General features: G+C 74.1%; 3 protein-coding genes. All 3 read left to right on the top strand.

Annotated elements, in window-relative coordinates:
- On the top strand, positions 1 to 2,761 hold a 2,761-nt coding region (locus EBN88_RS28855), incomplete at its 5' end, for a CBM96 family carbohydrate-binding protein (protein ID WP_407703479.1).
- Entirely contained in the window at positions 2,761 to 3,255 is a 495-nt protein-coding gene (locus EBN88_RS30975) for a hypothetical protein (RefSeq protein WP_158621577.1), read from the top strand. The genes EBN88_RS28855 and EBN88_RS30975, both read left to right, overlap by 1 nt.
- A gap of 103 nt (positions 3,256 to 3,358) precedes the next feature.
- Positions 3,359 to 4,213, top strand: a complete 855-nt coding sequence (locus EBN88_RS28865) for a glycosyltransferase family 2 protein (RefSeq protein WP_122399955.1) — start codon at positions 3,359 to 3,361, stop codon at positions 4,211 to 4,213.
- The last annotated feature ends 10 nt before the right edge of the window (positions 4,214 to 4,223 follow it).

The raw sequence follows: 4,223 nt of genomic DNA on the forward strand, positions 1-4,223 counted from the left end.
GGCGCGGCACGCCAGGCGGCGGTCGCGCCGGGCCGTGGGCGTGGCGGCCGTGTTGGCGCTGGGCGCCGGCCTGTTGGGGCAGGGCGCGGTCGGCGGCGGGGCCGGCGCGGTGACGCCCCCGTTGACGATGACGGCGGAGGACCTGCCGACGTGGCAGACCAACGGCATCGTGTACGCCCTGGCCGAGGCCGACGGCGTGGTCTACGCCGGCGGCACGTTCTCCACGGTCCGGCCGCCGGGCGCGGCTCCCGGCGCCCGCGAGCAGCCGGCGGTCAACTTCGTGGCGCTGGACGCCGCTTCGGGCGAGCCGCTGGCGGACTGCCAGCTGGCGTTCACCGTCGGCTCCGGCTCGGCCACGGTGCGGGCGCTCGCGGTCTCCCCCGACGGCTCCACCCTCTACGCGGGCGGCACCTTCGGCACCGTGGCCGGCTCGGGCGCCTCCAGCGTGGCCGCGTTCGAGCTGCCGAGCTGCGAGCGCAAGCCGTTCCCGGTCGCGGCCAGCGGCATCGTGCGGGCCATCGCCGCCACCGACGAGACGGTGTATCTGGGCGGGGACTTCGGCCAGTTGAGCGGCCAGCCCCGCGCCAAGTTCGGCGCGGTGGACGCCGAGGGTCGGCTGCTGGACTGGCGGGCCGACGCGGACGAGGCGGGCAAGGCCATCGCCCTCACCCCGGACGGCGAACGCGTGGTCCTCGGCGGGGACTTCTTCACGGTCAACGGCGCGGACTCCCACGCCCTGGCCGTGGTCGAGGCGGACTCCGGCGCGCTGGTCCAGGGGTACCCGGAGGGCTTCATCGACCCGCGCTCCACCGTGCAGGCGCTCGACGTGGACGAGACCGGCTTCTACACGGGGAACGAGGGCACCGGCGGCGGCGTCTTCGACGGCCGGATCGCCCTCGACCTCGACACCCTCCAGGAGCGGTGGCGCGACACCTGCCTGGGCGCCACCCAGGCGGTCGCGGTCCACGGCGAGGTCCTCTACAGCGGCCACCACGCGCACGACTGCTCCAGCATGGGCGAGTTCCCCAACCAGCCGCGTTACCACCTCTTCGGGCAGGGCGTGGACGACCCGACGCTGCTGGGCTGGTTCCCCAACACCAACGACGGTCTCGGCGAGCAGCTGGGCCCGCGCGCGCTGGCCGTCAGCACCCAACACCCGTCGGACGAGCGGGACTTCCTGTGGGTGGGGGGCGGCTTCACCACGGTCAACGGGCAGCCCCAGTGGGGCCTGACCCGGTTCGCCACCGAGCCGGACACCGGCGCGCCGACCGTCCCCGAGACGCAGGTGGCCTCCACGGCCGAGGGCGAGGTCCAGCTGAGCTGGCGCGCCAGCCTGGACCTGGACGACTCGCTGCTGACCTACCGGGTCTACCGGGACGGCTCCGCCACCCCGGTGCACACGGTGGACGCCTCGTCGGTGCCCTGGCGCCGCCCGCAGCTGCGGTACACGGACACCGACACCGCGCCCGGTCAGACGCACAGCTACCGGGTGACGGCCACCGACGGCGCGGGGAACGTCAGCGCCCTCTCGCCGCCGGTCACGGTCACCACGGCGAGCGGCGGACAGCCCTACGTGGACGCGGTGTTGGCGGACGAGCCGCTGCTGTACTGGCGATACGACGAGCCGGCGAACAACTTCGCCTCCGACGCCTCGGGGCACGACTCGGCCGGGGTGCACCGGGGCGGCCCGCAGCGCGGGGTGACGCCCCCGGCGGTGTCGGGCCCGGGCGCGGGCGCCATCGGATACGACGGGGTGGACGACTACACCTACGGCGACGTGCGGTACGGCGGGATGCGCGAGTTCACCCTGGAGACCTGGTTCAGCACCACCACGACCAGGGGCGGCAAACTGATCGGCCTGGGCGACCGCACGTTGGAGCCCTCCGCCAACCGGGACAACAACATCTATCTCCTCGACGACGGCCGGGTCGCGTTCGGCGTCTACGACGGCCGATACCACACGGTCACCAGCCGGGAGAGCTACAACGACGGGGAGTGGCACCAGGTCGCGGCCTCCGTCGGCCCGGCCGGGATGCGGCTGTATGTGGACGGCGAACAGGTCGCGGCCGACACCACGATCACCGCCAGCCGCGCCGTCAACGGATACTGGCGGACCGGCGGGGACAGCCTCCAGAGCTGGCCGGGCCGGCCCAGCAGCGACTTCTACCAGGGGCGTCTTGACGAGACGGCCGTCTACGCCCCGCAGCTGCCGGCGGCCAGGATCGCCGCCCACTACGCGGCGGCCTCGGTGCCGACCGACACGGTCACCCAGCTGACGCCCGAGGCCGACACCTATGTCAACGGGGCGGCGCCCTCGGCCAGTCACGGCACCCACCAGCAGCTCGCGGTGCGCGGCAGCAGCCCGTACGAGAGCTATCTCTCCTTCGAGCTGCCCACCGCCCCGGCGGGCACGGTGCTCAAGGACGCGGCGCTGCGGGTGCGGGTCAGCGACGACGCGGCGGCCGGCTCGACGGACGACTTCGCGGTGCGGCCCACCATCGGGGAGTGGTCGGAGGCGGACACCACCTATGCCAGCCGGCCCTCGCTGGGCGAGGAGCCACTGGGCACGCTGTCAGCGCCGGAGGCGACGGGCGGCACCTACACGGCGCGGCTGGAGGTGGGCGCGATAGCGGACGCGCTCGGCGGCGAGCTGGGCCTGGCGCTCACCGGCGAGGGCACCGACAGTCTCTGGCTGCGCGCCAGGGAGACCGGACAGGCCGCCGCCAGGCCCCAGTTGCTGCTGACCTTCGGGGCGCCGTGATGCCCGGGCGGGGCGGGTTGACCGCCGGGCGGCGCGCGGCGGCGCCTGCGCTGCCGCTCGCGCTGCTGGTGGCGCTGTTGGTGGCGCTGACCGCCTGCGGCTCGGACGACGACTCGGGCGGGGCGGACGGGCGGTCCGCCGACGCGGGGCGGACGGCCGCTTCGGCGGAGTCCACCCCGCCGCCGGAGGAGCCGGCCGAGCCGGCGGACGACGGGGTGCCGGACGAGACGCTGCCGGAGGAGGAGTTGGCGCCGCCCGACGGCGCGTTCACCGAGGAGCAGCGCGAGTTCCTGGTGGAGCGTGTGCCGTCGGGCGTCGACCCGGGGGCGGTGCTCGACCAGGGCACGGCCGCCTGCGAGCGGCTGGGCTATCTCTCCCGGCACGCCCCCGAGGCGATACCCGACGCCGTGGCGGAGGGCGAGATCCCCGAGGCGGAGGCGGCGATCGAGCATCTGTGCCCGGAGTACGCCGAGTTCCTCTCCCCCGCCGACTGACCAGCCCACCCCGGGGGCGCCCGCCCTCGCCCCCGGCCGACCCCGACCCCGAGTCCGAGCCCAAGCCCGAGTCCGAGTCCAAGTCCGAGTCCCAAGGAGCAGCGTGCCCCGACTACCGATAGCCGTGGTGATCCCCACCAGGAACGAGGCGGCCAACATCGTCTCCACGGTGCGCTCGGTCATCGCCCACTTCGCGGCCGTGGTGGTCGTGGACTCCCACAGCACCGACAGCACGCGGGAGTTGGCCAAGGCCGAGGGCGCCGAGGTCATCGGCTACACCTGGGACGGGGGGTACCCGAAGAAGAAGCAGTGGTGCCTGGACCGGGTGCGCACCGACATCGACTGGGTGCTGTTCCTGGACGGCGACGAGACGCCCAGCGGGGAGCTGCTGGCCGAGTTGCGGCGGATCTTCCTGGACGGCCGGAGGGTGCGGCCCGCCGCGTTCGACATCCCGCTGGGGTACTGGTTCGCGGGGCGGAGGCTGCGGCACGGCCACACCATCGTCAAGCGCGCGCTGCTGGACCGCACCCGGGCGCGGTTCCCCGAGCCGGACGACCTGGCCGCGCCGGGGATGGGCGAACAGGAGGGCCACTACCAGCCGTTGGCCGACCCGGTGTACCGGCTGCGGGCCACCATCGAACACCGCGACCTGGACCCGGTGCGCACCTGGTTCGAGCGGCACAACCGCTACTCGGACTGGGAGGCGTGGCTGGAGTGCCACCCCGAGGTGCGCGAACAGATCAGGTTGGCCAAGACGCGGCAGGGCCAACTGTTCCACCGGGCCCCGCTGAAGCCGCTGCTCTCCTTCGGGTACGCGTACCTGTTCCGCCGGGGCTTCCTGGACGGCCGCGCCGGCCTGGACTACGCGCTGGCGATGAGTTTCTACCGCTGGCAGATAGCCCTGAAGTCCCGCGAACTGCGTGTCGCCGAAGGCGACACGCAGCGGGACCCCGCCTGACGGCGGCCGG

The organism is Streptomyces triticirhizae (assembly GCF_003696235.1).
Classification (GTDB): Bacteria; Actinomycetota; Actinomycetes; order Streptomycetales; family Streptomycetaceae; genus Streptomyces; species Streptomyces triticirhizae.

Excerpts from the sequence above, each read along its gene's own strand:
- EBN88_RS30975 (WP_158621577.1), top strand. The coding sequence starts at position 2,761 with ATGCCCGGGCGGGGCGGGTTGACCGCCGGGCGGCGCGCGGCGGCGCCT.